Here is a 26400-nt window from a genome sequence, read left to right on the forward strand (position 1 = left end):
TTTGTCCGCATGACCCGCCGGGCGGCATGGCGTGATGGGCCGCAACGAGCCCGCCCGGCAGGCGATGTGTGTGCGAGGCCAGGGCCCCGTGCTAGGCAGCGCTTTCGGCAGCCCCGGTGGCGGCCCCCATGCCTGTCTGACCAGCTTCGGCGGCGGCTGCGTCCGCCAGCACGTCGGCAATGTCACCCACGGCATCGGAAGAGGCATCGGTGGTGGTGCCCGCGTCACCCGACGCCGAGCCGCCGGTGGCGGCAACGGCACCGGATGAGTCGGTGGTGGTGCCCGTGCTGCCGGTGGGCGCGGTTTCGAACAGGGCGGTCATCAGGCCGCCCATGTTGCCCTCGTACCGGTCCATGGCATCGCGTGTTGCCATGCCGTAGGCCCTGCGGCCGTAGTTGTTGCGCGCCACGGAACTCAGCGCGTGCAGGGCGCCCATGACGTCCAGCATCTGCTGCAACGATCCGCCGAATTCGCTGGCGGTGACGCTGCCGTCGCCGTCCGTGTCGATCTGCGCGAAGCGGTCCTGGTCAAGGCCCGATTCCGACTGCGACAGGCCGCCGCTGTCATCGGCGTCCAGCGTTTCCACGATGCGCTGGGCAATGCGCGAGGCCATGGCCCCAACCGTGCCCGCCTGGGTGGACGCGGTGTCGGTGGCTGTAGCCCCGGCGGCGGTGGTGTCGGTGCCCCCGTCGGTTGCGTCGGTGGTGTCGGCATCCTGCTGGGCGGCGGGAACCGTCAGGCGCACGGCCAGCTTGCCGTCCAGGGTGGCGGCGATGGTGCCCGCCAACGCGGCGCTGGAAAGCTCGCCGGAAGAGAGCAGCCCGTCGCCGTCGGTGTCCAGGCTGGTGAACACGTCGCCCGCAAGGCCGGTTTCCGTGGCGGAGAGCGCGCCGTCGCCGTCGGCATCGCCCTTTTCCACAAGCAGTCCGGCCATGGCCGCCGCCTGTTCCGCCGTGGGGCCAGCGGGAGCGGGCGTTTCATCCGTACCGGGTTCGGCGCTGGTTTCGGAGTTCATCAGGTCAATCAGTTCGTCGCGTTTGCTGCGCAAACCGGCGCGCAGTTCACGGTTGGTAACGGCGCCGTCGCCGTTCTTGTCCAGTGCGGCGAACGCCGATTCGGACAGTTGCGACTCGGTGGCGGAAAGGCTGCCGTCGTCGTCGGCATCCAGTTCCTCCATCATGGCGTTGGCCAGGCGGGCAGTGGCCTTGCCCATCCTTCTGCCCCTGCCGTGCCACGGGTCCCACCCGGTGCTGGAGATTCCTCCGTAGTTCTCGATGCTCATGCGTCCTCCGTCTGCCCTCCCAGGTCTGCCCGGGGCATGGCCCCGGGTATCAAGCCGCAACACGAACGGCGGCGGAAGGTTTTGCCCGGTCTTCGGGCTGCGTGGGAAGGGGCAAGTTTCGTACCGGGGGCGTTATTTGCCGACCCCGCGCGCAGGGCGCAATGGGCGTGGCCTGATTGGAAGTACCCCCGCCAGAAGGCCTGAGGGCAGCCGGAAGGATGGGCATGGCCAAGGCGGAGGCCGCAGGGGGCTCTCCATGGAATGGCGGGAGCGGGCGCGGCGGGTGGGCTCAGCCCTGGTCCGCTCCGCCATCGGGTGCCGTGTCATCGGGGCAGCCGGAAGTTGTAGCAGCGGTGCTGGCGGGAAAGGCCCTGTCGATGAGCCTGCCCGGCGATATTCCCATGGCCTCGGCTATGGCAAGAATGTTCAGCAGGCAGAGATTGCGTTCTCCCCGCTCCACACCGCCGATGTAGGTGCGGTGCAGTTCCACTCTTTCGGCCAACTGTTCCTGTGACCAGCCGAGTGCTTCACGAATCTGGCGAATGGCCGTTCCTAGCGCGACAAGGTGCTGTTTTTCTTGAGCAGAATATCCTGGCATGGTTTCCTCCGGTGGCTGCGGGAATCCATTCAGGTTCTGCGTTGACGACTATAAGTCTACAGACTATAAGTATCACACACCATCTTTGATCCCATGCGCCGAGTATCCAGTGTCCTATTTTTTGTGTTGCTGTGACGGTGTATGGTGACGTGGCACGAGTGTAAGTGCATGCTTACTTTTGGCGGTGTTGCGGTCGTTTTGCAGCATGCTGTGCAGGTAAGATGTCCTGCTTTTTTTATGTGGTGTGCGGTATGATGATGTGACGGAATGATATTTGTTGATCTTGTTTATGCAGGCGTGTCGATTTTGAATGCTTTTATTGGGTTATGTTTGCGTTTTCATTGCGTGTTTTGACAATAGAAATCGGATGTCTTGCTGATATCTTTACGATGATGCTTGCTTTTTTTGTATGAGTTGAAATGACCTTGGTTTTCTGAGTGGATGTCAAAAGTTTGTGTCAGGGGCGCGTGATATGTTGTGATGAAGCTGCTGTGGGGTTTGAAATGACGTTGAAAGCAAAGTTGATCTCAAGTTTTGCGGTTCTCATTGTTCTTCTTGCAAGCGTTGGTGGGTATTCGTCTGTTCAGTTGCGTGCGATCCTTGGCGATGTCATGCATCTTACACAGAACTGGATACCCAGCATAAAGGTTGTTGGAGATATTCGCGAAAACCTTAGCGAGGTGCGCAGGCAGCAATTGCAGCACGTGATTTCGGATGAAGCTTCCGAAATGGAAGAGATTGAACGCAATCTGAAGGCGATCAACGGTCGGCGACTGGCCAACAGCACCACGTACGAGAAGTTGATTTCTTCACCCGAGGAACGTGCGGCGTTCAGGGAGTACACGGCAAATTTCGATAAATATCTTGAAGGACTGGATAAGATGATAGTCCTTTCGCGTCAGAACCGCACCGACGAGGTTGTGGCTCTGGATGCGAAGGAGTTGCGCCCAGCGTTCGCGGCCGCCGCAGCCGCCTTGCGCCGCTGCGTGGAGATGAACGACAAGGGGTCCAAGGATTCCGGCGATGCGGCCAGTGAGCGCGTTGCCACTACCCAGCAGGTCAACATCACGCTGGTTGCCATGGCCTTGTTGATCGGCGTGGGGGCCGCCATGTTCCTGATCCGCTCCACCCTCAACCAGCTTGGCGAAGACCCTGGCTATCTGCAGGGTGTTTCGACAGAGATCGCCGCCGGCAACCTGAACGTGAGCTTCCGCGCCGACAGACCCTTGTCCGGCGTGTACCAGGCCATGCAGGCCATGGTGGCCACCCTCAAGGGCAAGATAGCCGAGGCAGACGAAAAGACCGTTCTGGCCGAGGCCAAGGAGCGCGAGGCCATGGCCGCCACCGCAGCGGCGGAAGAAGCCCGCAAGCAGGCGGAAAACGCCAAGCGCGAAGGCATGATCCAGGCCGCCCAGAAGCTGGAAGGCGTGGTGGAAGTGGTGTCATCCGCCTCCGAAGAGCTTTCCGCGCAGATCGAACAGTCCGACCGGGGCGCGGAAGAACAGTCCAAGCGCGTGGCCGAAACCGCCACCTCCATGGAAGAAATGAACGCCTCGGTGCTGGAAGTGGCCCGCAACGCGGGCACCGCCGCCACCTCGTCCGAAAACGCCCGTAACAAGGCCGAATCGGGTGCGGACATCGTGAACAACGTGGTGCGCGAAATATCGCAGGTGCAGCAGCAGTCCATGGACCTGAAGCGCGACATGGAAGACCTGGGCCGCCAGGCCGAGGCCATTGGCCAGATCATGAACGTCATTTCCGACATTGCCGACCAGACCAACCTGCTGGCGCTGAATGCCGCCATCGAGGCGGCCCGCGCCGGTGATGCCGGGCGCGGCTTTGCCGTGGTGGCCGACGAGGTGCGCAAGCTGGCCGAAAAGACCATGCAGGCCACCAGCGAAGTGGGCAGCGCCATCCGGGGCATTCAGCAGGGCGCCCAGAAGAACATGGACAACGTGGACCGTTCGGTGCGCGCCATCGAGGAAACCACCCGCCTGGCCCAGGAATCGGGCGCATCGCTGAAGGAAATCGTGGCGCTGGTGGATTCGGCCACCGACCAGGTGCGCGGCATCGCCACCGCGTCGGAGCAGCAGTCCGCCGCCAGCGAAGAGATCAACCGTGCGGTGGAGCAGGTCAGCACCATCTCTGCCGAGACGGCGCAAGCCATGCGCGAGGCGGCCAAGGCGGTGTCCGAGCTGTCCAATCAGGCCCAGGTGCTGCGTCGCCTGGTTGAAGAGCTGAAGCAGGCATAGGCGCGCCATGGAAACCACCCACGAGACCATTGCGTCCGCCGTATCTGGTGCGTCCGCCGTATCCGGTGCGTCGGGCCAGTTCCGGCTGGGCCAGGAAGACGGCGGGTTGCTGCAACTCGTCACCTTCACCCTGGGCGAAGAGGAATTCGGCGTGGACATCCTGCGGGTGCAGGAGATCATCCGCATGATGCCGGTCACCCGCGTGCCCGCCGCGCCCACGTTCGTCGAAGGCATCATCAACCTGCGGGGCAAGGTCATCCCCGTCATCGACATGCGGGCGCGCTTCGGCCTGCTGGCCGGGCCAGCGGACGAAAAGACCCGCATCATGGTGGTGGAGATGGAAGGCCGCGTGGCCGGATTCATCGTGGATTCGGTGTCGCAGGTGCTGCGCCTGCCTGCCTCCACGGTAGAGGCGCCTCCCGCCGTCATCGAGGGGGGCGGGTCCGACTTCATTCGCGGCGTGGGCAAGCTGGAAGGGCGGCTGTTGCTGCTGCTCGACCTTGATCTGCTGCTGGGCGAAACCGAAAAGGCGGTGCTGGACGGCATCAGGTAGGCTGGAAGCGGCTTCGCGATCGAAGCGCCCCGCGCCGGGCACTCCGTACCGTGGCCTGAGCCCGAGTGGGCAGGGCACAAGTGCGGCCCGGCTGGCGGAGCCGCATCAATAACTGCTCCGTGGGCAAGCCGCGTGCTGCGGCGCGCCAAGCGATCCCCCGCCGTGCCCGGAGGCGCGGCAACGCCCACGCTGCATGGCGGCCCGTCGCCGCCCCGCCACCTTCCCCGACATGGCGGGTCCCCCCAAGGGCGACAGGCTGGCCACGAAGGCGTGGGGGCATAGGACATGCCCCCCGCCTTCGTCCACTTTCGGGCGGATGAAAACGGCGCGCTTCCCGTGGGAGGCGCGCCGTTGTCTTGGTCGTGCGGATGGCGGTACCGAATCGGAGCTGGTCGGAACTGGGCGGAACTGGTCGGAACTGGCCGGAGCCGGGCGCTAAACCGGTGCTGCAACGAGAGGGGGGGGGGCAATTGCCCGGCCAGCTATACGTCGAACAGCATTTCCAGGTCTTCGCGGGTCAGCGACTTCCAGGCCTCCTGGCCGGGTATGATGGCCTCGGCCACGCCGCGCTTCATGTCCTGCAACTTCAGGATCTTTTCTTCCACCGTGTTTTCGCAGATCAGCTTGTAGCTGAACACCTGGCGGGTCTGGCCGATGCGGTGCGTGCGGTCGGTGGCCTGGCTTTCCACGGCGGGGTTCCACCACGGGTCGTAGTGGATGACGTAGTCGGCCGAGGTCAGGTTAAGGCCCGTGCCGCCCGCCTTCAGCGAAATGAGGAAGATGGGGATTTCGGGCGTGTTGTTGAAGCGGTCCACCTGCTCGAAGCGGTCCTTGCTGGTGCCGTCCAGATAGCAGAAGGGAATGGCGTTGATTTGCAGCCACGAGCGGATGATGTGCAGCATCTGCACGAACTGCGAGAACACCAGCACCTTGTGGCCTTCCTCCACGATGTCGGTGATCATGTCCTTGAAGGCGTCGAACTTGCCCGAGGGCAGGTTGGTGGTCAGCCCCGGCATGTCCAGCTTCAGCAGGCGCGGGTGGCAGCATATCTGGCGCAGCTTCAGCAGGGCGTCCAGAATGGACATCTGGCTTCTGGCAATGCCCTTCTCGTCCACGTCGGCCATCACCTGCTCCTTCAGCTTGCGGGCAAGGGCGGTGTACAGTTCCGCCTGCTCTTCGGCCAGGGCGCAGTAGTAGGTGTTCTCGATCTTGGGCGGCAGGTCTTTGGCCACCTCGGACTTGGTGCGCCGCAGGATGAACGGGCGCACGCGCGTGCGCAGGTAGTCCAGCGTTTCGCTGTCGCCGTCCTTGATGGGCTTGATGATGCCCCGCTGGAAGGCGTGCTGCGAACCCAGGAAGCCCGGCATCAGGAACTCGAACAGCGACCACAGCTCGAACAGGTTGTTCTCTATGGGCGTGCCCGACAGGCACAGCCGCATGCGGGCGTTGATGCGCCGCACGGAGCGGGCCGTGATGGTATTGGGGTTCTTGATGTTCTGCGCTTCGTCCAGGATGATCGAGTTGAACTCGTGCTCCTGCAATTCTTCCAGGTCGCGCCGCAACAGGGCGTAGGTGGTGACGACAAGGTCCGATTCGTCGATGCGGCGGAACATGCCCTCGCGCCGGGTGCCGTAGATGATCAGGCGGCGCAGCTCGGGCACGAACTTCTGGGCTTCGCGGTCCCAGTTGGGCAGCACCGAGGTGGGCACCACGATCAGGTTTGGCCCCACGGCCCCGCGCTCCACCATGTGCTGGATGAACGACAGGGTCTGGATGGTCTTGCCGAGGCCCATTTCGTCGGCAAGGATGCCGCCGAACCCGTATTCGCGCAAAAAGTTGAGGTACGACAGGCCCTGCTGCTGGTAGCCGCGCAACGAGGCGGTAAGCCCCCTGGGCGGATCGATGGACCTGATCTCGCGGAAGTTGCGGATCTTGTCGCGCAGGCTGTTCCAGAACGGGTCGGTCTGGGCGTCGGGCAGGTCGTCCAGCAGGCTGTCCAGCACCGGGGCCTCGAACTGCTGGAACTGCTTCTGCGGCGGCTTTTCCGGGTCAAGGCCAAGGGCCTGCAACTTGTGGGCGATGCGCTTCAGCCAGGCCTCGGGCAGGCTGGTGTACGAGCCGTCCTTCAGCTGCACGTAGCGCTTGCCCTGGCTCCACGCCTTCCAGATCTTGTCGATGGGTACCTTCTGGCCATCGTATTCCACGGTGATGTCGAGCGAGAACCACTTGTCTTCCTCGCTCGTTTCCACCTTTGCCGTGATGATGGGCTGCGACAGGCGCACCTTGTAGCGCGACAGGGCCTTTTCGCCGTACACGCGGTACAGTTCCACCAGCTTGGGGTAGGCGTCGAGCAGGAAGTTGATGGCCTCTTCCGGCTCCAGGAACCACATGCGGTTGCTGCGCGGCTGAAAGCGCATTTCGGCCAGCAGCGCGGTAAGCGATGCCTCTTCTTCCTGATGGCGGCGGATGAGGCAGGTGTGGCCGTCGATGGTGTAGCTGCCGGTCTGGAATTCCGGGTTGGGGCCGGGCAGGTAGAATTCGCCGTGCACCGTCTCGTAGATGTTCTGGATTTCCAGCGTCAGCAGGCTGCCTTCCTCGTCCAGGAACAGCTTGGGGTTGTACGTGGCCGGCTGGAAGATGGGTTCCATGTGCTTCAGGAACTCTTCCTGCCCGTACAGGTCGCTGGTGGGCAGCTTGGTCCACACCCGGTCGAGGAATTCGGAAATGTCTTCCTGCGGGATGACCGGGGGCTGGCGGACGAGGTCCTGCACCAGTTGCGAGTTGAGGCTGGTGTGCACGGGGTAGAACCCCTTGTTCCAGCACACCCACAGCGGCATCTGGCCGTGAAAGGTCACCTCGCTGCCGATGATGGAGAACGGCTGCTTGCCCTCGCGGTGCAGCATCACGTCGAACGACAGCCCTTCGTCGGCCAGTTGTGGCTTCAGTTTCAGGCGCATGGAGGTGCGCTCGATGCGGCAGGGCTGGTCGGTGTCGCCCCAGAACAGGTAGTATTCGTTGCGGATGGCCCACAAAAACCAGGTCAGCAGACCGTCCGGCACCTCGATGCGGTGGCCGTAGTAGTCCACGATCTGGCCGATCTGCTGCGCCACCTGCGCGAGCTGGGGCGAAAGCTCGCACCAGTCGGGGTTGCGCAGCACCTGTTCCAGCGTGATTTCATTATGTACCGTGGACAGGCCCGACTTGTTCTGGCGGCCCCGGAACAGTGAAACCAAGAGGCGCCCCGGTTCGGGGTGAAAGCGGAAGATCAGGTAGTGCTGGCCCGCCTCCGGCTCTATGGCGGTGGAGAAGAAGGCGCGAAAGTTCTGCCGCCATTCGGTCTTGGGCCGGGCGGGTTCCTCGCCGCCGGGGCGCGTTTCCAGCGACGCCAGCAGCTTGAGGGCGGTGGCACCCACGTGCCTGCACACGCCGGAAAACGAATCCGGGCAGTTGCAATGGCAGGTGGTGGTGCCTTCGCCAAGGCTGATGGACAGCTTTGGCGAATATATCTGGAAGTCCTCCCCCTGGATGCTCCCTTCAACTTCCCAATAGCCGTCGGCCTTCTTGAGGCTCAATTTCTGCACGCCGCCTTCGGCGAGAATGTCCTGCGATCCGTCCAGGATGTATTCCGGGATGGAATCATGGACGAAGTCCTGCAGGAGCGAACGGACGGATTGCTCCTCGTTCAGTTCCATATGCTCGTGTGCTCCTCTGGAGTCGCAACCGGAGGGAGGGCGCGCATGCCGGATGTGGCCGGGGCGCGCTTCGAATGTGACCCCCCGTACGAAGCGCAATTGACTAGTTTAGTCCAAAATTGCGCCATTATCAATAGCAAGGGCGTTTGCTCACGGCGCGGGACAATGATATCCAACGCGCTCGGGGAAAATCCGGCGCGCCACGCGCTGGGATGTGCCCATGCCATCTTGAAATCATACCCCATCCACGGGAATAGGCAATAGCCGGAGGCAATCGCATGAACCGCACCGCTCCGTCCGCGCCGCGCGCCGCGCGTACCGGCCTGTACCTTCTGGCGCTTCTGCTGTGCCTGCTGTTGTCCGCCTGCGGCGATTCCGCCCCCACTGGCGGCGGCAAGGGCGGCGACAAGAACGGCACCACGGGCGCCAACGCCACCGCCGCCGGGGGCAACGCGCCCCTCCCGCAAGCCTCGCCCGGAGAGCCGGTAACCGGCGACCGCATCATCCTCGGCACCATCGGCGAACCGTCCAACCTCTTGCCGTTCATCGCCTCCGACGCCTCGTCGCACGAGGTCAGCGAGCAGTTGTTCGTGGCCCCGTTGCGCTACGACAAGGACCTGAACATCGAGAAGTGGGCCGCCGCCTCGTACGAAGTGCTGGAGAACGGCACCCTGTTGCGCTTCACCCTGCGCGACGACATCCGCTGGGAAGACGGCAAGCCCCTGACCGCCGACGATGTGGAGTTCACCTACAAGCTGATGGTGGACCCCAAAACCCCCACCCCCTACGCCGAGGACTACCTGGCCATACAGGCATTCCGCAAGACGGGGCCGCTGTCGTTCGAGGTGCGCTACGCCAAGCCCTTTGCCCGCTCGCTGATCACCTGGATGCACGGCATCATGCCCAGGCACCTGCTGGAAGGGCAGGACCTGATGAGCACGCCCTTCTCGCGCAAGCCCGTAGGCGCCGGGCCATACCGGCTGAAGGAATGGGAGGCGGGCACCCGCCTGACGCTGGAGGCCAGCCCCACCTATTTCCTGGGCCGCCCGTACATCGACGAGGTGGTCTACCGGGTCATCCCCGACCTTTCCACCATGTTCCTGGAACTGAAGGCCCAGCGCCTGGACATGATGAGCCTGAGCCCGCAGCAGTATCTGCACCAGACCAACGGGGCCGAGTGGGACCTGGCCTGGCGCAAGTTCCAGTACCTGTCCTTTGGCTACAGCTACCTTGGCTACAACCTGGCGCTGCCCATGTTCAAGGATGTGGCGGTGCGCCAGGCGCTTACCTGCGCCATCGACCGCAAGGCGCTGGTGGCCGGGGTGCTGTTGGGGCAGGGCATGCCCACCGTGGGGCCGTACAAGCCGGGCACCTGGGTATACAATGACAAAATTGATGATTATCCATATGATCCTGCCAAGGCCCGGGAACTGCTGGCCCAGGCAGGCTGGGCCGACACCAACGGCGACGGGGTCATCGACCGGGACGGCGCCCCCTTCGCGTTCACCATCCTGACCAACCAGGGCAACGACCAGCGCATCAAGGCCGCCACCATCATCCAGAGCCAGCTGAAGTCCGTGGGTATCGACGTGAAGATACGTACGGTGGAATGGGCGGCGTTCATTAAGGAATTCGTGGACAAGGGGCGCTTCGACGCCGTGCTGCTGGGCTGGAACATCCTGCAAGACCCCGACCTGTACGACGTGTGGCATTCGTCCAAGGCAGTGCCCGGCGGGCTGAACTTCGTGGGCTACAAGAACCCCGAGGTGGACGACCTGCTGGAGCGCGCCCGCTCCACCTTCGACCAAGCCGAGCGCAAGAAGCTGTACGACCGGTTCCAGCAAATCCTGCATCGCGACCAGCCGTACTGCTTCCTGTACACGCCGTATTCGCTGCCCATCGTCAGTGCGCGCTTTCAGGGGCTGGAACCCGCCCCGGCGGGGCTGACCCACAACTTCACCCGCTGGTGGACGCCGCGCGAGCAGCAGCGGTATCGCATGCAACAGTAATGGCGTGATTCCGGGGCCTTTTTCGGAAACAGCCCCTTAAGAGCGTACATTCAGCTTCTTCCACCGCACCCGGCCCCGCCGCCGGGTGCGCGCGATTTCGCGGTAGTGACCGGCGGGAACACACAGCCAACTCCGGCCATGGCGTCATCCCGCCCTGGCCGACGCACACGGGCCAGAATCGCATGATCCGCATCCAGGACGTTCTCGACAAGGTGGCGTCGGTCAACAAGAACGCCGATCTTGCCCTCATACAGAAGGCCTACGTGTACGCGGCCGCCGCGCACGCGGGTCAGACGCGCCTTTCGGGCGAGCCGTACCTTTCGCACCCGCTGGCGGTGGCTTACACCCTGGCGGAAATGCGCTTCGACGAGGCGGCCATTGCTGCCGGGCTGCTGCACGACACGGTGGAAGACACCACCGTGAACATCGAGGACATCGACACCCTGTTCGGCGAAGAAGTGGCCGACGTGGTGGATGGCGTCACCAAGATCAGCCAGATGACCTTCGAGAGCAAGGAAGAGGCCCAGGCCGAGAACATCCGCAAGATGATCCTGGCCATGGCGCATGACATCCGGGTGCTCATCGTCAAGCTGGCCGACCGCCTGCACAACATGCGCACCCTGGGCTTCCAGAAGTCGCACAAGCAGAAGCTGATCGCCCAGGAAACCATGGACATCTATGCCCCGCTGGCCAACCGGCTGGGGCTGCACCGCATCAAGCTGGAACTCGAGGACCTGAGCTTCCGCTACCTGAAGCCCGATGTCTACGCCCAGATCGACGAATGGCTGGACACCAACCAGGTGGTGGAAAGCCACTACATCGAGCGGGTCATCACCCGCATCCGCGAGATACTGGAGAAGAACGAGATCAAGGGCGAGGTGCGCGGGCGCATCAAGCACAAGTACAGCATCTACAAGAAGATGGTGCAGCAGGACCTGACGCTGGACGACATGCACGACATCATCGCCTTTCGGGTGATCGTGGACGACCTGCGCGACTGCTATGCCGTGCTCGGCCTGATGCACGCCCAGTGGAAGCCGGTGCACGGGCGGTTCAAGGACTACATCTCCATGCCCAAGGCCAACGGGTACCGCAGCCTGCACACCACGGTCATCGGGCCGGAAGGCGAGCGCATGGAAATCCAGATCCGCACCGAGGAAATGCACCGCCTGGCGGAACACGGCGTGGCCTCGCACTGGCTGTACAAGGAAGGCGGCCGGGTGAACCCGCGCGACCTCGAGCAGTTCACCTGGCTGCACGAGATCCTGGACCGCCAGAAGCTGGAGACGGATTCCAAGGAGTTCATGCAGTCGCTGCGCCTCGACCTGTTCAAGGACGAGGTGTACGTGTTCACCCCGCGCGGCGACGTGAAGGAACTGCCGGAAGGGGCAACCCCCATAGATTTCGCCTACCTGATCCATACCGAGGTGGGCAACCACTGTGCCGGCGCCAAGGTCAACGGCAAGCTGGTGCCGCTGGGCACCGCCCTGAAGAGCGGCGACACCATAGAGGTCATCACCGACAATGGTCGGCGGCCCAGCCGCGACTGGCTGAAGTTCGTCAAGACGGCCAAGGCCCGCAGCCGCATCCAGCACTACATCCGCACCGAGGAGCGCGAACGGTCCATCGCGCTGGGGCGCGAGATGCTGGAAAAGGAAGGGCGGCGCATGGGCATCAACATCATGAAGGCCCTGCGCGACGGCGACCTGCTGCCCATTATCAAGGAACTTTCGCTGGGCAGCGTGGAGGACCTGCTGTCCAACGTGGGCTATGCCCGCTACACCCCCAAGAAGGTGCTGAAGCGCCTGTTGCCCAAGGACGAGGAAGCCGCGGCGGAAGAAGCCGCCAAGGCAGCCGAGGCCAGCGCCGCCAGCGCCGCCACGCGCGAGGCCAACCGCCGGGCGGACAGCGTGAGCATCAAGGGGGTGGACGACATCCTGGTGCGCTTTGCCCGCTGCTGCAACCCGCTGCCGGGCGATCCCATCATCGGCTTCATCAGCCGGGGGCGCGGGGTGACGGTACACACCTCGGACTGTGCCAACGTGCAGACCATGGAGCCGGAACGGCTCATCTCGGTGTTCTGGGACGGGCAGGAGGACAAGCCCTATCCGGCGCGCATCCACTTAGTGTGCCGTAACGAAAAGGGTGTGCTGGCCCAGATTACCGCACTGCTGGCCGAAGAGAACGTCAACATTGATTCCGGCAACATGCGTTCCATGGTGGACGGCAAGTCGGAAGTGGACTTTACCGTGGAGGTGCGCGACGTGGCGCACCTGTACCGGGCGCTGGACAAGCTGCGCAAGCTGCCCGAGGTGGTGGAGGTGCTGCGTTCCACCTCGACCATGGAATAGAAACGGGGCGGGCACGGAAGGCATGGTTCCGTGCGTTCCACGCCGGGCTTTTCGCACCGCGTGCGACAAAAGAGGGGCCTCCTTGCGGAGGCCCCTTTTGCTGGCGCTTGTGAGTGGAGAGGCTGGCCGTTTCCCTTGGGTGTGTATGCCCGCGGCCCCGGCATGGTCAGGAAGTCTCGTCGGGATTGACGGGGTCCTTGTCTTTCCCCTGCATCGGGCGTGCTGCAAACCGTCCTTTTCCCCGCTGGCTGCGTCAGGCTTCACCGTCCATTTCGGTCGAATACGGAAAGAGTATACTCCCTCATGCCCGGTTCGCTTTCCTTGCCAGCGGATGAAAAATCCTGGTTTGCCGTCCCGCCCTCCTATTACGTGCCCAACAGGTTCAACGCGAGACGGGGCAGCGAGTTGGCCTGCGAAAGCATGGCCACGGCCGACTGGGACAGAATCTGCTGGCGCACAAATTCCGTCATTTCCATCGACACGTCCACGTCCGATATGCGCGACTCGGCGGCCTGAAGGTTTTCGGCCTGGATCTGCAGGTTGCTGATGGTGTTTTCCAGACGGTTCTGGAGGGCGCCGAGCGAGGCGCGGATCTTGTCCTTGGAGATGATGGCGTTGGTCAGGCCCTCCAGGGCGGCCTGCGCCGCCGACTGGGTGGAGATGGACTTGCCCTTGCCGTCGGCGGCCTGGGCACCCACACCAAGGGCGGACGCGGTCGCGTTGCCGATCTTGATGTAGTAGTAGTCTTCCGCGCAGTCGTTGGCCGAGCCGAAGTGCACCTTGAGCTTGCCGGAGGCTTCGATGCCCGAGCCGTCGTGGGCGCCCGAAAGGTGCCCGTTCAGCAGGTGCACACCGTTGAAGTCGGTGGAGTTGGCGATTCGGGTGATTTCCGAGGCCATGGCCTGGTATTCCGAATCGATGATCAGGCGCTGGTCCGAGGTGTAGGTGCCGGTGGCAGCCTGTTCGGCCAGTTCCTTCATGCGGATCAGCTTTTCGTCGATGACGCCCAGGGCGCCGTCGGCGGTCTGGATCAGCGAGATGGCGTCGTTGGCGTTGCGCGCGCCCTGGTTGAGCGACGCGATGTCGGCACGCATCAATTCGCGGATGGCGAGACCGGCGGCGTCGTCGGCAGCCGTGCCCACGCGCAGGCCCGAAGAGAGCCGACGCACGGAGGTGGCGAGCTTGCCGTACGACAGGCTCAGGTTGTTTGTGGCGTTCATCGCCATCAAGTTGTGATTGATAACCAGTGACATGACCATTCCTCCTTGAATGTGTCGTCACGACTTCCATTGCCAACTAGGGGGACGCGGCCTTGCGCCTGTGGCGCGGAAATCACCTCCGGATGGCCGTAGATTCTCCCCTCCCCACTCGCATGTCGTATCGGCGGCTATAAAAACCCCTTTAGGGCTGGGCGGTAACTTTTTTTGTTTTATCCTGTGGTTTTTGCGTATCATGCTGTGATTGCACATATTATTTGCCGCGTTATTTTCTGAAAAAAGGGGGTGCCAGCGTGCGGGAAAGGTTGTAGGCCGCTCCCCTCGCTTCCCCAGAAGCCACGGGCGCGGCGCGCAGGCATGGGCGTAGCATCCTGCGCCGGGGCAGGGGGGGCGCGCGCTTACCGGCATGCCCTGGCAGATGCAGGAAGGCCCGCACGGCGGATGCCGAACGGGCCGGGTACGGACGGGCAGGCAGGGGAATACGGACGATGTGGCTGCTGGCGGGAGCCGGGTGCGCTATTTCAGGAATTCGGCCAGGGCGCCGTTGCGTTCCTTGAGCAGGCGCAGCATCTGTTCCTGCTGGCGCAGGCGGCGCACGGCCCGCAGCGACAGCCACGTGCCCAGCACCAGCAGGGCCAGGTTCAGTCCGCCCACGGGCAGCAGGAAGTGCAGCACATCTGCGGTGTCGTAGTAGCGCGAGGTGGCGATGAGAAAGGTGGTCAGCGACATGGGCAGGGCCACGATGGCGATGCCGGTGCGCAACGCGGCCAGCGACGTGCGCTTTTCCGCCAGGATAAGTTGCGCCTCGTTGATGATGATGGGCGCGGGGGGCGGCGGGCAGGCAGGCTCGTCATGCCCTGCGGGCGGGGCCGGGGCAACGGCCTGAAAGTCCATGGGGGCGGGCTGTCTGGTCGGGGTGGCGGGCTGGCCTGCGGCAGGGATGGGCGCTGCGGCGTGTTCGCCGCTACGTCCGGATTGTTCGGATTGGGCGGGGTGTGCGGGCTTGGTCATGGTGCGTCCGGCGGGTGCAGGCGTGGCGTGTGAAAGGGTGCTTGTCCGGTGGTGTGGGCGCGGTCAGGAGCGGGAAGTCTTGCCCACGCTTACGTCATACTGGCCGCGTGAGCGCACGACGCAGCCCGGCGCGAGCGCGAGGGCCAGCGCCAACGCGCAGACCAGCACCAACCGGAACCGGCGCGCAGGCCCTTCGGACGCCCCGGCCCCGTGGCGCGGGCCGCAAGCCGAACCACGGGCTGTGCCCGAGGCCATGCCGGACGCCGCTCTGGGCGCGGGGTCTGCCGAACAGGCGGATGCGGGCAGGGTAGCCATGCAAAACCTCTGGTCGTTGCGGTGACGTTTGCGACCCTTGGATAGTAGCGCGCGCCGGGAAAATGGCAACCCCACGCGCTGTCGGTGGCGGCGGCACTCCTCATCCCTTATGCGCTCCGCGCCATGCCTTTTCGTGTCGGGCCGGATTCGGTCCGGAGCCTGTCCGGAGTCATAACGCCACCGGGGCGATACCGGCTGGTATCCGGTGACCCGGCAATCAGGATGCATTCAGGGGGATTCAGCGCCCGGCGTAGCGGATGCGGTAGATGGCCCCGGCATAGTCGTCGGCCACCAGCAGCGAGCCGTCCGGCAGCATCAGCAGGGCTGCGGGCCTTCCCCACGGGGAGCCGCCGCGCAGCCAGCCTTCCGCGAAGGGTTCGTAGGACACGGCCCGCCCCCCTTCCAGCCGCACCAGCGTCACCCGATAGCCGATGCGCGCGGAACGGTTCCAGGAACCATGTTCCGCGATGAACACCTGCCCCCGATATTCGGCGGGAAACTGCCGCCCGGTGTAGAAGACCATGCCCAGCGAGGCCACGTGCGGCCCAAGGTTGCGCGCGGGGGGCGTGGCGGCGGCGCAGCTGCCGAGGCTGCCATATTCCGGATCGGCAATGGTGCCGCCGTGGCAGTACGGAAAGCCGAAGTCCAGCCCCGCCGCGGGGGCGTGGTTCAGTTCGTCGGGGGGCAGATCGTCACCCAGCCAGTCGCGACCATTGTCGGTGAACCACAGTTCGCGGGTTTCCGGGTGCCAGTCGAACCCCACGGTGTTGCGCACCCCGCGCGCGAACACCTCTTCGTCGGTGCCGTCGGGCCGCATGCGCAGGATGACGCCGTGGCGCGGGCCGGTGCGGCAGATGTTGCAGGGCGCGCCCACGGGTACGTAGAGCAGGCCGTCCGGCCCGAAGCCCAGCACCTTGGCGCCGTGGTGCGTTTCCGACGGCAGGTCGGCGCGCACGACGGTCGGTGACGGCGGCGGGGAGGTCCGGTCGGATGCCGGGGCGGCAAGGACGGTCGACGGGGAGCCGGTCTGGGCATGCGCCCATTCCTCCACCCGGTCGTAGCGCAGCAGGCGCGACACGGCGGACACGTACAGCGCCCCCTTGTGAAAGGCCACCCCGGCGGGCAGCGCCAGCCCCTCCGCAAGGCGCAACACGCGCATGGGGCGCAGCGTGTCATCCAGGGGAAGGGCGTGCACCTGCCCCGCGCGCATGGAGCCAACGAACAGGGTGCGCGTGCCAAGGGCCATCTGCCGGCCGTTGGGCACCCGGGCGTACAGTTCCACCGTGAAGCCCGGCGGCAGGCGCAGTTCCCCCAGGGGCAGGTCGTCGGGCACGGCCAGCGCGGCCGGGGCCGGGGGCGCCACGGAAAGGGCCACCAGGGGGCGCGGGGCGGCAAGGGGCAACCCGGTCCGGACCGGGTCGGAAGTGGTGGCCCATGCGCTGCCGGGCGGCGTCATCAGCCAGAACACCGCCACCAGCCAGATGGCCATGGCCGGCATGATGCAGACGGCCAGCCTGTTCGGACGGAGCCGCCCGAGCAGCCCGATCAGCCTCGTCAGTCGGATCAGCCCGAGCAGCCTCATCAGTCGGAGCAGCCCGATCGGGCGGAGCAGCCGGACCGGCACGGACGGCACGGGGCGTCGATGCGGGATGGCGTGTCCGGTGGGCCACGCCGGAGTTGCGGGGTGAGCCTGGCCCGGTGGGCGGATGCATGGGAAAGGGGCGGATGGGGCGGTCACGGTGCGCATGCGGCCTCCCTGCGGGGTGACGGGTGCTGTGCGTGGACGTGATCGGCGGGCGGCACCCGGCACCGGGCGCGCGATACGCGGCGCGGCCCCGTGCGGGGGACCGGTCCGTATGCGTCACCCTTGCAGGGCCGCGTGAAAATGGCAAGCACCGTCGTGCGGGAAAGAACGGCGCGGAAGATCGAGGGGGAGCGGCGCGGAATGCGTCAGCGTTGCAGCGGCAGGGGGCGCCACCAGAAGTCGGTGCCCGGCAGGGCCGCATAGCCGATGCGCTGGTAGAACCTGGTCAGGCTGACCAGCGAGCGCTTGGGGTCCACCCCTATGCACTGCGGGCCGATGAGGGCCAGGTCTTCCGGGCACAGCCAGTCCAGGCAGAATTGCAAGGGGCATGGGCGCAGCAGCGATGCGCCGCAGTCGGCATGCAGCCACGAGCGCTCCAGCATCTGGCGGGCCAGGCCGTAGCCCCGGTAGGCGGGGGCCACCAGCAGCACGTCCACGTACGAGATGGGGGCATCGTGGGTGGCGGCCATGGCGAAGCGTACGGCGTTCACGGCCTCGCGCAGGTCGTCGTGGTTCAGTCCGGCCAGCGCGGCCACGCCTTCGAGGTTGTGGTATTCAAGGACAAAGCCCCGCAGCCGTCCCACCACGCGCCCGTCGTGCAGCGCATCAATGGTATAGGGATGGATTTCCGGGTCGGCAGCGGGTTCGACGGTCAGGTGGGTTACGCAACTGGCGTGTGTGGGGTGCATGGGGGGGAGGGTTTGGGTTGCGGGCGGCGGATGCCGCGCGGTTTCGGCGTATCAGAGCGCGGCCCGGCCCGCAACAACACGATGAAGGCGGGCAGGTTGCGGATGCGCGCGGGCGTGGTGCGGGGGCCGCCCGGCAACGGATGCGGGGGCCGTTGCGGCGTTACCAAAAACGAACGCGCCGGGCAGGCCCGGCGCGCAGGGGTGCGATATGAAAGGCGGCTCGCCTAGAACACCCGCTTGGCCCCGGCCCACTGGTTGCACCACGGCTTGGCGTTCAGTTTCGAGATGACCACGCCGTCGGACGAACTGCTGTGGATGAACTTGCCGTCTTCCAGATAGATGCCCACGTGGTGAATGCGCCGCTTCTTGTTGCGCTTGAAGAACACCAGATCTCCGGTTTGCAGTTGCTCGCGGCGGATGGAGCGCCCTTCCAGAAACTGTGATTGCGAACTGCGCGGCAGATCAACGCCCACGTTCTCGTACACCCAGCCGGTGAAGCCGGAGCAGTCGAAGCCGGTTTCGCCAACGCCACCCCTGCGGTAGCGGGTGCCCAGCTTGGACATGGCCACGTTGACCAGCCGCATGCGGGCATCGATGGCGCTCATGTCGTCGTCGGCTTCTTCCGCCTTGGGGTGAAGTCCGTCGGCTTCGTCCATGGCGGCCAGGGCTTCGTCCAGTTCGGCGATGTCGCTGAGCACGCCGTCGGCCAGGGTGTCGTCGCCGTCCTCCTCGTCCTCGGAAAACCGGGAATCGGTGTCGTCGAGATGGGCGGAAGCCTCGGCGCGGGATGTGATTTCGCAGGATGCCCCGGCCCCCTCGTTGGAGAGGGCGGATTCTGCCGTGGCGGCGGACTGGCCTGCGTCTTGCGCGGCCCGATCGGCCTGAACGGGCTGCCTGGGCTGCCCGAGCTGACGGACACAAGCAGGACCGGCCAGGGCCAGGGCAAGCAGCAGCGGCAAAATGCGGGCGCAGGCGCGGAATAGCGGCGACGGTCCGTGCTTTGTCGTCATGTGCATGGCGGCTCGGTGGTGTTGGCGGTGGTGGTGGCTTGCAGGTCGAATTCGCCGTGTGCGGCGGCACGCCCTGCATTGCTGGGGCCTGCGGCCAACCGGCGTTCTGTGGAGTCGGACAAGGTCAGGCGTACCTACGCGGCAGCGGAACACGGGTGTTTCATGCCGTCGCCTTCTTGGTGCCAAGAAAACGACGTTTTGGCAACCCGCTCGTGACGGGGGGCGCAAGGTGTCTGCCAACGCGCGGGTGAATTCTGAAGAAAAACAGGGGGGTGTTATTGGGGAGGGCAGCACGCCGGGGACGCGCCTGCGGAAGGGTGGGGGCGTATGTGCAGCAGGTCGTCGCCCTTGTCGCGTTCCACTATGGACAGATCGTACGCCGCCTGAAGGTTCATCCAGAACGCGGCGCTGGTGCCGAAGAAGCGCGAGAGCCGTGCCGCCGTGTCGGCGGTGACGCCACGCCGCAGGTGGACGATATCCGAGATGCGCGTGGCGGGCACGCCAAGGGCAACGGCAAGGGCATGTGGCGTGATGCCCAGAGGAGTCAGGAATTCTTCGCGCAGGATTTCGCCGGGGTGGGTACGGGTGCGCATGGCGGCCTCCTTAATGGTAATCCACGATTTCTACAGCGTGGGCTGTTCCGTCTCGCCAGACGAAGCAGATGCGCCACTGGTCGTTGATCCGTATGCTGTGCTGCCCTTGCCGGTCGCCTTTGAGTGTTTCGAGGCGGTTGGCGGGCGGAATGCGCAGGTCGTCAAGGCAGGCAGCGGCGTCGAGCATGTCGAGCTTGCGCAGGGCGACGCTGGCGAAGGCGGTGAATCTGCGGATTGGTGCCCCCTCAAAGAGAGCCCGTGTTTCCTTGCACTTGAATGACGAGATCATTATCCGCCCGGCGTTTACCGTTTAACGGTAAACTAGGCTGTGTGGCCCGGCCTGTCAATCCTGTCCGGCGTGCACGCGCACCAACGGAAAAAGGGCTTGTGGCGGTAACCACAAGCCCTTCGACCATTCTGGTCGGGATGAGAGGATTCGAACCTCCGGCCTCAGCGTCCCGAACGCTGCGCTCTAGCCAAGCTGAGCCACATCCCGTCGAGGAAGTGGTGTTTAGCGCGGGCGGAAGGTAATGGCAAGCGTTTTTATGGGCGGTTGTCAAAAAGAGTGCGTTCACCTATTGTACATACGGCCAAGTTTACTGGCGGCTTCGTGGCCCAGAGGCGCGCAGCGCGGGCGCATCGCCCCGAACGCATCGTGCCTGGGCGGCAGCACCGGGATGCTTGGCCCACGATACGGATAGCCACTGCGAATCGCACGCAAGTTCCGGGGCCGGAACATGTCGTTCCGGTAGAGGGAGGAACCCGACGCCCGGACGTTCCCTAGGAGACCCGAGTGATCACGGTTGTCGTTGTCGATGATTCCGCCTTCATGCGCAAGGCGCTTTCCAGCATGCTCGAAAAAGACCCCGAAATCAGCGTGGTGGCCGTGGGCCGCGACGGTGAGGAAGGGCTTGAACTGGTGCGCAAGCACAACCCGGACGTGGTGACCCTGGACATCGAAATGCCGCGCATGGACGGGCTTACCGCGTTGCGCCGCATCATGATGGAAATGCCCCGTCCGGTGCTGATGGTCAGCTCGCTGACCACGGAAGGGGCGGAGTCCACCCTGAAGGCCCTTGAACTGGGCGCCGTGGATTTCATCCCCAAGCAGTTGTCCAAGGTTTCCCTGGACATCGTGCGCATAGAGGATGAGCTGCGAGAGAAGGTGAAGGAAATTTCGCGCCGCAAGTTTCTGCGTACCCCCCGCTCGTTTCGCGCCCCCCGCCCCGTGGGCGATGGGGGCGCTTTCGCGTCTTCTTCCACGGGTTCCACGGCCACGGGTGGCGACGGTTCGCGCCCGGTGCTTACCCCGCGTACGGGGCGCCCGGTGCGAGACATCGTGGCCATCGGCGTTTCCACCGGCGGACCGCCCGCCGTGCAGAAGGTGCTGTCGCGGCTTCCGGCGGACTTTCCCGCCAGCATCCTCATTGCCCAGCACATGCCCGCCGCGTTCACCGGCCCCTTCGCCAAGCGGCTGGACGGCGTGTGCAGCATAGCGGTGAAGGAAGCGGAAAACGGAGAGCGCCTGCGCCCCGGCACCGCCTACATCGCGCCGGGCGGCAAGCATTTGCGGGTGGACCAGAAGATCAGCATGGTAGAGGTGGTGGTTACCCCCGAACCGACGGAGGCGCTGTACAAGCCCTCGGCCAACGTGCTCATCGAGTCGGTGGCGCAGGCCATGGGCCGCCGTACTCTGGGGGTCATCCTTACCGGCATGGGCAGCGATGGCCTGGAAGGCGTGCGCGTGCTGAAGCAGAAGGGTGGCCGGGCATTGGCCCAGAGTGACGCCACCTGCGTGGTCTACGGCATGCCCAAGGCCATCGTGGATGCCGGACTGGCCGATGAAATCATAGACATAGATGACATGGCCTCTGCCATAATGGCGGGACTGTACAAGTAGCCCAGGCAGGACACCGCGCTGGCGCGGTGCTGCAGGGTGCCCGGTGGGCACGGCGCCGAACGCGACCGGACCAAGACCGATGCGTTCGGGTGCCGGAACAGGGCGGAAAGGCCGCAGGGCGGCACCGGGTCAGGCAATAGGGCCAGCCATTCCACGGAAGGACGGGAGTATGTCCGAACAGCAGATCATCGAGCAACTCCAGGGCGACGACGTCGAGGCAATCCGCGAGGCGGCCTATGCCGCCGGGAACCTTCGGCTGGAAAGCGCCGTACCGCATCTGGTGGCGCACATCCAAAGCCACAACATCGGGGTGCAGGAAGCGGCCGACCGGGCCCTGCGCAAGATCGGCGGGGTAGCCGCCGTGCGCGGGGTGCTGCCCCTGTTGCGGTCGGACGACGCGCCAATCCGCAACATCGCCATGGACGTGCTGCGCGAGATCGGGGCCGACGACTTCGACTCGCTGAAGCAGCTGTTGCATGACGACGACCCCGACATGCGCATCTTCGCATCCGACATCCTCGGCACCTCGGAAAGCATCCTCGCGGTGCCTTCGCTGTGCGACGCCCTGCTGCGCGACCCAGAGGTCAACGTGCGCTATCAGGCCGCCGTCAGCCTTGGCACCCTGGCCTTTCCAGAGGCGGCGGAATGCCTGAACAAGGCCATGATGGACGAGGAATGGGTGCAATTCTCGGTCATCGAGGCGCTGACAAAGATCCGGGCCGAATCGTCGGTCAATGCGCTGGTCAAGGCGCTGGACGCGGCCTCGGACCTGGTGGCCTCCATGATCGTGGACGCCCTTGGCGAGATGGGCAACATCAAGGCCGTGCCGCTGCTGCTCAAACGCCTGGACAAGTCGCCCGGGCCGCTGCGCAACAAGATCGCCAAGGCCATCGTCAACGTGCTGGGCGGCAAGTCGCTGTCCCTGCTGGGCGAGAAGGAGCGGTTGCGCCTGCGCGACTACCTGCTGGCCGCCATGGACGACGAGGACGAGGACGTGCAGAACGCCGCCATGCGCGGCCTTGCCAGCATCGGCGGGGCAGAGGCGACGGAGGCCGTGCTGAAGGTGGCCGTGGCGCTGGACCCCGACCGCGACCACGAGCGCCTGGTGGCCTGCGTGCGCAGCCTGGCCGACATCGGCTTCAACAGCGCGGTGGACCGCCACGTGCGCAGCGACGACGAGCACACCCTGCTCATCCTCGTCGAGGCCATCCGGAGCATGCCCAGCCGCCACGGCATAGACGTGCTGCGCGGGGTGTTCTGGGACAAGCCGCGCGACGCGCAGCGGTCCATGTCCACGGTGCTGGCCGAACGTTGCGACCCCAGCGACCGCGACTTCTTCATCGACGTGCTGGACCGGCACAACGATGCCCACGTGCTGAAGGCGGCGCTGCACTACCTGGGCCGCCGGGCCAAGGCGGTGGAGGCGGGCGAGCGCATGCTGGCCCTGCTGGAACACCCCTACGACGACGTGAAGGAAGCCGCGCTCGACGCGTGCATCGCCCTGAACAACCCCGCCATGAACGCCCGCTTCCGCGAATCGTTTCGCAGCCCCGACCCGCTGCATCGCATGATGGCCGTGTACGCCATGGGGCGCTTTGACGTGGATGAGAACCTGGCCGAACTCACCGAAGCGCTGGAGGACGAAGTGCCCGACGTGCGCAAGGTGGCGCTGGAGGCGGTGGCCAACGTCTGCCCCTTCACCAGCGCGCGGCTGGAACTGGTGGTGCCCCGGCTGCACGACGAAAACCGCGAGGTGCGCCTGGCCCTCATCGAACTGCTGGGCAACTGCGGCGAAGGCAACGTCTTTCCCTACCTGATCCAGGCCCTGGACGACCCCGACGATTGGGTGCGGGTGCGGGCCATCGAGGCGCTGGGTTCGCTGAAGGATGCCGACGCCGTGCCGCAACTGGTGGCCCTGACGGATAGCGCCGGGCACCTGGTGCTGCTGAAGGTGGTGGAGGCGCTGGGCGCCATAGGGGGCAATGTCGCGTTCCGGGCGCTGCTGCACCTGATGGAATCGGATGACCCCGAAGTCCAGCAGGCCGCCGAGTCGGCGGCTGCCCGCATCCACGACGAACAAGGAGTGGATGACTGATGTCCTCGCTGTTCTCCAACTCCATCACGCTGCGCAAGGAACAGAAGATCTCCGACGAGGAGTTCGTGCAACTGCGCGACTTCATCTACCAGCAATGCGGCATCTACATCGCGGAAAACCGCAAGTACCTGGTAGAGAACCGCCTGTCGAACCGCCTCAAGGAACTGAACCTCAAGAATTTCGGCGAATACTATTACTACCTGCGCTACGACGCCAACAAGCGGACGGAGCTCAACCGGCTGTTCGAGGTGGTGACCACCAACGAAACCAGCTTCTACAGAAATCCCCCGCAGTTGCAGATTTTTCAGGAACACGTGCTGAAGACCACCCTGAACGAGCTGCGCGCCAAGGGGCAGAAGCGGTTGCGCATCTGGTCGGCCGGGTGCTCCACGGGTGAAGAGCCTTACACCATGGCCATCATCCTGCACGAGGTGCTGAAGAACGAGCTTGCCAGCTGGGACATCAAGATCACCGCGAACGACCTGTCGGAGGCGGTGCTGGCCTCTGCCCGGCGCGGCGTCTATTCCGACTACGCCCTGCGCACCACCCCCAAGGAGATCGTCGACCGCTACTTCATCAAGGAGGGCACCCAGTTCAAGGTGGACCCCAAGCTGAAGCAGATGGTGAACTTCGGGCAGATCAACCTCAGCGACCGCATGGGGCTGAAGCGGGTGGAGCGCTCGCACATCGTGTTCTGCCGCAACGTGATCATCTATTTCGACGACGAGATGAAGAAGCAGGTCATCGGTTCGTTCTACGACAACCTGTTGCAGGGCGGCTTTCTGCTCATCGGGCATTCGGAATCGCTGCACAACATCACCCGCGCCTTCAAGCCGGAACATCACACCGGCGCCATCATTTACCGCAAGCTTGAGTGACGGCGGCGGCAAGGGAGACGGCAACGTGACGGAACGGAACCTATCCATGCCCAGAGCGGTGGGCATGGCCGGAAAGCCCCCGGCGGACATGGGCGACACGAGCGACACGAGCGACATGGACGACATGGACGACATGGACGACATGGATGACATGGATGACATGGGCGCAAGGGATGGTCGATGGGCGCGCGGGTAGTGGCCATCGCCAACCAGAAGGGAGGAGTGGGCAAGACCACCTCCACCCTGACGCTTGGCGCGGCGCTTGCGCGTCGGGGCAAGCGTGTGTTGATCATGGACCTTGATCCGCACGCCAACGCCTCGGTGCACCTTCGGTTCTATCCGGAGGACCTGGACGTGACCATGTACGATCTGTTCATGGTCGAGGAAACGGCCTGGCCCGGCCTGTGGAAGCGCCTGGTGCGCCGCAACGAAGGGCAGGCCTGGGACGTGGCCCCGGCAAGCATCCAGCTTGCCGAACTGGATGTGGACCTGAAGGGCCGCAAGGGCAAGGGAGCGATACTGCAACAGGCCATCGTGCACGTGCGCGACGACTACGACTTCATCATCATCGACTGCCCGCCGCATGTGGGCATCCTGCTGGTGAACGCGCTGGTGGCCTGCGATTTGCTTGTCATTCCCATCCAGACGGATTTTCTGGCGCTGCATGGCCTGAAGCTGTTGTTCGACACCATCCGGGTGCTCAACAAGGTGCTGCCGCAGCCCATACGGTACAGGGCCCTGGCCACCATGTTCGACAGGCGTGCCAAGGCGTGCAACAGGGTGCTCGAACTGCTGGCACAGAAGATGGGGCCGAAGATGTTCAACACGGTGGTCGGCATGGATACCCGCTTTCGCGAGGCCAGCGCGCAGGGCAGGGTGATCTACGATCTCGACCCCGACAGCCGGGGGGCGCGTGCCTACGACGCGCTGGCCGAAGAGATGCTGCAATCATGACCCAGCGTTCACCCGAGGAGTACTTCCGCCAGCATGATTTCGGCTCGGAAACGGGCACGGGCGGCGGGGGCGAGTTCACCGCCGCCGAACGGGCCTTCATGCAGAAGTATCTTGGTGTAGAGGAAGGCGACATCCTGCGCCGCATCGGCATTGATCCTGCCCGCGCGGGCGGGGCGGGCGTTGCCGCCGGGTTTGAGGACGAGCCGGAATCTCTGGACGCCCGTCTGCGCAACGAGCCGGTGTTGCAGATGGTAGGCTTTTTCCTGGGTGCCCAGGAATTCGCCGTGCCCACGGAAGCCGTGCAGGAAGTGATCAAGTATGCAGCTCCCACGCGCCTGCCTGCCGCCCCGTCGTTCGTGGCGGGCATCGTCAACCTTCGCGGGCGCGTCACGCCGCTGGTGCGGCTGCGCGAACTGCTGGGCGTGTACGAAGGCGGCGATGGCGGCGAGAGCGAGGACAAGTTCATCATCGTCTGCCGCAGGCGCGGCCTGCAAATGGGCATGATGATCGAGCGCGTGCACACCATGTACCGGGTGCCGCAACAGGATATTGACTGGGCCATCGAATCGCATCTCGGTATCAGCGTTGATTTCGTGTCCGGCCTGCTCAAGGCGGACGAGCGCCTGGTGAGCATCGTTTCGGTGGACAAGATACTCGACTGTGTTCTGAAACGCTGAGGAGGCACGCATGAGCAAGCATATATTGATCGTGGACGACTCCAAGACCGTTCGCAACCTGGTTGCCTTCATAATGAAAAAAGAAGGCTTCAAGGTTACCACGGCAGAGGACGGACTCGACGGTCTGGAGAAACTGTACTCCTCCGAAAAGGTCGATCTGATCATCTCCGACGTGAACATGCCGCGCATGGACGGGTTCACCTTCATCAAGACGGTGCGCGAGCAGGATGCCTATCGCGACCTGCCCATCGTGGTGTTGTCCACCGAAGGCCAGGAAAAGGACATCCAACTGGGCATGAGCCTTGGCGCCAACCTGTACATGGTCAAGCCCGCCCAGCCGGAAAAGATGGTCAAGAACATAAAGATGCTGCTCGGTTGACCGATACGTTGCAATGTAGTGGTTCTGAACGCGCGGCACGGCGCCGCGACAAGGCTTACTGGGGGCCCGGGGAAACCGATGGATGCGGCCAGGGCGCCGCGCCGGACGGCTTCACGGCTATCGAGCACGGCCACGCCCCGG

Annotated in this window: 21 protein-coding genes and 1 tRNA gene; 11 read left to right on the forward strand and 11 right to left on the reverse strand. The window is 64.6% G+C overall.

Features of this window, described 5'->3' with window-relative positions; all coding sequences use genetic code 11:
- Nucleotides 1–91: 91 nt before the first annotated feature.
- Both ABWO17_RS08970 and ABWO17_RS08975 read right to left on the reverse strand, forming a co-directional pair.
- Nucleotides 92–1282: an EF-hand domain-containing protein gene (locus ABWO17_RS08970; RefSeq protein WP_353117719.1), complete on the reverse strand. Its 1191-nt coding sequence runs from the start codon at nt 1280–1282 to the stop codon at nt 92–94.
- 289 nt (nt 1283–1571) lie between these two features.
- Nucleotides 1572–1880, reverse strand: coding sequence for a helix-turn-helix domain-containing protein (locus ABWO17_RS08975; protein WP_353117721.1), 309 nt, complete (start codon nt 1878–1880; stop codon nt 1572–1574).
- A gap of 503 nt (nt 1881–2383) precedes the next feature.
- Between ABWO17_RS08975 and ABWO17_RS08980 the strand changes: the two genes are divergently transcribed.
- Together ABWO17_RS08980 and ABWO17_RS08985 are read left to right on the forward strand one after the other, a co-directional pair.
- Nucleotides 2384–4132 carry a HAMP domain-containing methyl-accepting chemotaxis protein gene (locus tag ABWO17_RS08980; protein ID WP_353117723.1) on the forward strand — a complete coding sequence of 583 codons (1749 nt, stop codon included), beginning with the start codon at nt 2384–2386 and terminating at the stop codon, nt 4130–4132.
- Between the two features lie 7 nt (nt 4133–4139).
- A complete protein-coding gene (locus ABWO17_RS08985) occupies nt 4140–4685 on the forward strand; it encodes a chemotaxis protein CheW (protein WP_353117725.1) in 546 nt (181 codons plus the stop codon).
- 482 nt (nt 4686–5167) lie between these two features.
- Here ABWO17_RS08985 and ABWO17_RS08990 read toward each other — a convergent pair whose 3' ends face one another.
- On the reverse strand, nt 5168–8377 hold the full coding sequence (locus tag ABWO17_RS08990; protein WP_353117727.1) for a DEAD/DEAH box helicase: 3210 nt from the start codon (nt 8375–8377) through the stop codon (nt 5168–5170).
- A gap of 278 nt (nt 8378–8655) precedes the next feature.
- On the opposite strand from ABWO17_RS08990, the gene ABWO17_RS08995 reads away from it, so the two are divergent.
- Both ABWO17_RS08995 and ABWO17_RS09000 read left to right on the forward strand, forming a co-directional pair.
- Nucleotides 8656–10386 carry a peptide-binding protein gene (locus ABWO17_RS08995; RefSeq protein ID WP_353117729.1) on the forward strand — a complete coding sequence of 577 codons (1731 nt, stop codon included), beginning with the start codon at nt 8656–8658 and terminating at the stop codon, nt 10384–10386.
- Between the two features lie 182 nt (nt 10387–10568).
- Nucleotides 10569–12737 (forward strand): RelA/SpoT family protein, encoded by a 2169-nt coding sequence (locus ABWO17_RS09000; RefSeq protein ID WP_353117731.1) that lies wholly within the window; start codon nt 10569–10571, stop codon nt 12735–12737.
- Nucleotides 12738–13102: 365 nt separating this feature from the next.
- On the opposite strand, the gene ABWO17_RS09005 is transcribed toward ABWO17_RS09000, so the two are convergent.
- The 8 genes from ABWO17_RS09005 to ABWO17_RS09040 all read right to left on the reverse strand — a co-directional run bounded on the left by ABWO17_RS09005 (nt 13103) and on the right by ABWO17_RS09040 (nt 19872).
- On the reverse strand, nt 13103–13990 hold the full coding sequence (locus ABWO17_RS09005) for a flagellin N-terminal helical domain-containing protein (protein ID WP_035065360.1): 888 nt from the start codon (nt 13988–13990) through the stop codon (nt 13103–13105).
- A gap of 480 nt (nt 13991–14470) precedes the next feature.
- Nucleotides 14471–14965: a YidH family protein gene (locus tag ABWO17_RS09010; protein ID WP_353117732.1), complete on the reverse strand. Its 495-nt coding sequence runs from the start codon at nt 14963–14965 to the stop codon at nt 14471–14473.
- 553 nt (nt 14966–15518) lie between these two features.
- Nucleotides 15519–16862, reverse strand: coding sequence for a PQQ-dependent sugar dehydrogenase (locus tag ABWO17_RS09015; RefSeq protein WP_353117734.1), 1344 nt, complete (start codon nt 16860–16862; stop codon nt 15519–15521).
- A gap of 368 nt (nt 16863–17230) precedes the next feature.
- On the reverse strand, nt 17231–17773 hold the full coding sequence (locus tag ABWO17_RS09020) for a GNAT family N-acetyltransferase (protein WP_353117736.1): 543 nt from the start codon (nt 17771–17773) through the stop codon (nt 17231–17233).
- Between the two features lie 224 nt (nt 17774–17997).
- The gene (locus ABWO17_RS09025) at nt 17998–18789 is read right to left on the reverse strand and encodes a C40 family peptidase (protein ID WP_353117738.1); all 792 of its coding nucleotides are present in this window, start codon (nt 18787–18789) and stop codon (nt 17998–18000) included.
- A gap of 269 nt (nt 18790–19058) precedes the next feature.
- A complete protein-coding gene (locus ABWO17_RS09030) occupies nt 19059–19376 on the reverse strand; it encodes a HigA family addiction module antitoxin (protein ID WP_353117740.1) in 318 nt (105 codons plus the stop codon).
- 10 nt (nt 19377–19386) lie between these two features.
- Nucleotides 19387–19665: a type II toxin-antitoxin system RelE/ParE family toxin gene (locus ABWO17_RS09035; protein ID WP_353117742.1), complete on the reverse strand. Its 279-nt coding sequence runs from the start codon at nt 19663–19665 to the stop codon at nt 19387–19389.
- Between the two features lie 129 nt (nt 19666–19794).
- Nucleotides 19795–19872, reverse strand: a tRNA-Pro gene (locus ABWO17_RS09040).
- A 297-nt stretch (nt 19873–20169) separates the two neighbouring features.
- Here ABWO17_RS09040 and ABWO17_RS09045 point away from each other — a divergent pair.
- The 7 genes from ABWO17_RS09045 (at nt 20170) to ABWO17_RS09075 (ending at nt 26259) form a co-directional block, all read left to right on the forward strand.
- Nucleotides 20170–21276, forward strand: a complete 1107-nt coding sequence (locus ABWO17_RS09045) for a protein-glutamate methylesterase/protein-glutamine glutaminase (protein ID WP_353117744.1) — start codon at nt 20170–20172, stop codon at nt 21274–21276.
- Between the two features lie 169 nt (nt 21277–21445).
- A complete protein-coding gene (locus ABWO17_RS09050; protein WP_353117746.1) occupies nt 21446–23371 on the forward strand; it encodes a HEAT repeat domain-containing protein in 1926 nt (641 codons plus the stop codon).
- Nucleotides 23371–24249 (forward strand): CheR family methyltransferase, encoded by an 879-nt coding sequence (locus tag ABWO17_RS09055; protein WP_353117747.1) that lies wholly within the window; start codon nt 23371–23373, stop codon nt 24247–24249. The genes ABWO17_RS09050 and ABWO17_RS09055 overlap by 1 nt, the downstream gene beginning before the upstream one ends.
- A gap of 46 nt (nt 24250–24295) precedes the next feature.
- On the forward strand, nt 24296–24445 hold the full coding sequence (locus ABWO17_RS09060; protein ID WP_353117749.1) for a hypothetical protein: 150 nt from the start codon (nt 24296–24298) through the stop codon (nt 24443–24445).
- A complete protein-coding gene (locus tag ABWO17_RS09065) occupies nt 24430–25203 on the forward strand; it encodes a ParA family protein (RefSeq protein ID WP_353117751.1) in 774 nt (257 codons plus the stop codon). Before ABWO17_RS09060 ends, ABWO17_RS09065 begins: the two co-directional genes overlap by 16 nt.
- A complete protein-coding gene (locus ABWO17_RS09070; protein WP_353117753.1) occupies nt 25200–25880 on the forward strand; it encodes a chemotaxis protein CheW in 681 nt (226 codons plus the stop codon). The genes ABWO17_RS09065 and ABWO17_RS09070 overlap by 4 nt, the downstream gene beginning before the upstream one ends.
- Nucleotides 25881–25890: 10 nt before the next feature.
- A complete protein-coding gene (locus ABWO17_RS09075; RefSeq protein WP_353117755.1) occupies nt 25891–26259 on the forward strand; it encodes a response regulator in 369 nt (122 codons plus the stop codon).
- Nucleotides 26260–26400: the final 141 nt, after the last annotated feature.

This window comes from Nitratidesulfovibrio sp. (assembly GCF_040373385.1).
Lineage (GTDB): Bacteria > Desulfobacterota > Desulfovibrionia > Desulfovibrionales > Desulfovibrionaceae > Cupidesulfovibrio.

What these genes read in the sequence shown, in the direction of transcription:
- ABWO17_RS08970 (WP_353117719.1), bottom strand. Translation starts at nt 1,282, where the DNA reads ATGAGCATCGAGAACTACGGAGGAATCTCCAGCACCGGGTGGGACCCG.
- ABWO17_RS08975 (WP_353117721.1), bottom strand. Translation starts at nt 1,880, where the DNA reads ATGCCAGGATATTCTGCTCAAGAAAAACAGCACCTTGTCGCGCTAGGA.
- ABWO17_RS08980 (WP_353117723.1), top strand. Translation starts at nt 2,384, where the DNA reads ATGACGTTGAAAGCAAAGTTGATCTCAAGTTTTGCGGTTCTCATTGTT.
- ABWO17_RS08985 (WP_353117725.1), top strand. Translation starts at nt 4,140, where the DNA reads ATGGAAACCACCCACGAGACCATTGCGTCCGCCGTATCTGGTGCGTCC.
- ABWO17_RS08990 (WP_353117727.1), bottom strand. Translation starts at nt 8,377, where the DNA reads ATGGAACTGAACGAGGAGCAATCCGTCCGTTCGCTCCTGCAGGACTTC.
- ABWO17_RS08995 (WP_353117729.1), top strand. Translation starts at nt 8,656, where the DNA reads ATGAACCGCACCGCTCCGTCCGCGCCGCGCGCCGCGCGTACCGGCCTG.
- ABWO17_RS09000 (WP_353117731.1), top strand. Translation starts at nt 10,569, where the DNA reads ATGATCCGCATCCAGGACGTTCTCGACAAGGTGGCGTCGGTCAACAAG.
- ABWO17_RS09005 (WP_035065360.1), bottom strand. Translation starts at nt 13,990, where the DNA reads ATGTCACTGGTTATCAATCACAACTTGATGGCGATGAACGCCACAAAC.
- ABWO17_RS09010 (WP_353117732.1), bottom strand. Translation starts at nt 14,965, where the DNA reads ATGACCAAGCCCGCACACCCCGCCCAATCCGAACAATCCGGACGTAGC.
- ABWO17_RS09015 (WP_353117734.1), bottom strand. Translation starts at nt 16,862, where the DNA reads ATGAGGCTGCTCGGGCTGATCCGACTGACGAGGCTGATCGGGCTGCTC.
- ABWO17_RS09020 (WP_353117736.1), bottom strand. Translation starts at nt 17,773, where the DNA reads ATGCACCCCACACACGCCAGTTGCGTAACCCACCTGACCGTCGAACCC.
- ABWO17_RS09025 (WP_353117738.1), bottom strand. Translation starts at nt 18,789, where the DNA reads ATGCACATGACGACAAAGCACGGACCGTCGCCGCTATTCCGCGCCTGC.
- ABWO17_RS09030 (WP_353117740.1), bottom strand. Translation starts at nt 19,376, where the DNA reads ATGCGCACCCGTACCCACCCCGGCGAAATCCTGCGCGAAGAATTCCTG.
- ABWO17_RS09035 (WP_353117742.1), bottom strand. Translation starts at nt 19,665, where the DNA reads ATGATCTCGTCATTCAAGTGCAAGGAAACACGGGCTCTCTTTGAGGGG.
- ABWO17_RS09050 (WP_353117746.1), top strand. Translation starts at nt 21,446, where the DNA reads ATGTCCGAACAGCAGATCATCGAGCAACTCCAGGGCGACGACGTCGAG.
- ABWO17_RS09055 (WP_353117747.1), top strand. Translation starts at nt 23,371, where the DNA reads ATGTCCTCGCTGTTCTCCAACTCCATCACGCTGCGCAAGGAACAGAAG.
- ABWO17_RS09060 (WP_353117749.1), top strand. Translation starts at nt 24,296, where the DNA reads ATGCCCAGAGCGGTGGGCATGGCCGGAAAGCCCCCGGCGGACATGGGC.
- ABWO17_RS09065 (WP_353117751.1), top strand. Translation starts at nt 24,430, where the DNA reads ATGGGCGCGCGGGTAGTGGCCATCGCCAACCAGAAGGGAGGAGTGGGC.
- ABWO17_RS09070 (WP_353117753.1), top strand. Translation starts at nt 25,200, where the DNA reads ATGACCCAGCGTTCACCCGAGGAGTACTTCCGCCAGCATGATTTCGGC.
- ABWO17_RS09075 (WP_353117755.1), top strand. Translation starts at nt 25,891, where the DNA reads ATGAGCAAGCATATATTGATCGTGGACGACTCCAAGACCGTTCGCAAC.